Genomic DNA, 1,610 nt, shown 5'->3' with positions numbered 1-1,610 from the left:
ATTTGTATCACCTAACGTTTGATGAGATGCATAATAACATCTCTAAGTAGGTGGCCAAATTAACTATGCCACTTCAAATTGACTTTTAAGAGTAGCCAAGTGCTTAGATAACTCTATAAGGACACAATTCTTTGAATCTATAGATTCACATTTACTTGCATAAAACTGGAGTAATGTAGTTTTACCAAAACCAGCTCCTCCAAATATTGCAATATTTTCTCCAGAGTCAATAACAAGGGATGGAGAAATGGATATAGTCCCTTCTCTATCTAGCAACCTTTTCCTATTAGCAAGCTTTGCATAAGGACTTTGTCTAGAAAACAAAACTTTTTGTATTTTTCCAATATTTTTAGCTTGTACAAGGAGATCTCTTACCCTAAAGTTGTCAGATGGCGCAGCATTAACCTCTTTAACTGTGTCTAAATAGTTAATCGTAGGTTGAATTATTTTTTTTATTATTTGTTTTTTATCCATTGTGATTTTGATACCAGGTTTGTTTACAGCTCTTTTCTTTTTAAGAGAAAGATCTTTAAACTTTTCAGGTAACAAAGTACTTAGATGAGGAGACACATTAGTTTTAGATGAATATCTCAAATGCTCATCCATATCGTCCCCCCAAAGCTTACTCGACTTATGTAATCGCTTTTCATGGATTTTGCTTAACATTAAATCTCGTTCATTAGCATCAATTCTTTTTGTATAAAATGCATCATTAATAGCATTTGAAACAACTTCGATTAAGGCTCCTAACTCATCCTCACTATTTTTTATATCTTTTAGTAAGTCTTTATTTTCTCGAGATATGTATAATTTTTGAGTATTCAAATAATTTTCATAATAATCATCTAAGTTTTGTTCAGCTAAACTAAATCCAAGGCAGGCTATTACAGAGTCATTAAAAGATTGAAATGATCTAAAGTCAGATTCAATGAAAGAAATATCATCCAGCAAAAAATCTAACTCTGAAAGTACAAAAGAACTATCTTTTCTTGAACCAAAAAAGAACTCTAGATCGCATGCGTAATCGCTAAGTGTTTTTTGCTTGTTTATGAATAAAGCTCTTTTAAGTGCAGTGTTTCCTAATTCAGCCTCACTATTATCAGCTACTATCGTATTAATATTATTTAACTTTTTTACCAGTTCAGGACAATGGGTTAATATTAATTCAATAATTTGAGGGCCTTCTAAAAAATTAACCTCATAAGCTTTAGCAATCGGTTGAACTTCTTCTCTTAAGCGACTATTTAACTGGCCTGGTGTAGCTAATATAATTTTATCCGGCTTCTTCCTAACAGCTTCAGGTATTTCTAGTTCTTTAAACTGACACTGGTTAAGTTGAGTAAGTAGACCGTTGATAATTGTTTTATCAGCAGTGCCTTTTACTAAATTTAATTTTTTCGACTGAACTGCGATAACCTCATAATTGCCAAATAACTCATCCTTTTTAGCGGCAACAAGATCAACTCCAAATTCATAAGGCCCACCATTGAAACACACATACGTGTATCCTAGAGCCTTAAAAATTGGGACTAATTATTAAGCGACAATTACGGTGGCCGGTCTAGCGACAATTATCTTGGCCGGTTGATCTGATAAGGTTCGGTACAGCA

At 33.0% G+C, this 1,610-nt stretch carries 1 protein-coding gene; it reads right to left on the bottom strand.

The features are described 5' to 3' along the window. Positions 1-63: 63 nt before the first annotated feature. Positions 64-1,497 (bottom strand): hypothetical protein, encoded by a 1,434-nt coding sequence (locus AAEY68_RS20615; protein WP_350586783.1) that lies wholly within the window; start codon positions 1,495-1,497, stop codon positions 64-66. Between the last annotated feature and the right edge of the window lie 113 nt (positions 1,498-1,610).

This window comes from Pseudoalteromonas sp. RB2-MNA-CIBAN-0110, from assembly GCF_040309305.1.
Taxonomy (GTDB): domain Bacteria; phylum Pseudomonadota; class Gammaproteobacteria; order Enterobacterales; family Alteromonadaceae; genus Pseudoalteromonas; species Pseudoalteromonas arctica.
Note: the sequence above shows the minus strand (reverse complement) of the source record. Positions and strands in the feature narration are given on the sequence as shown.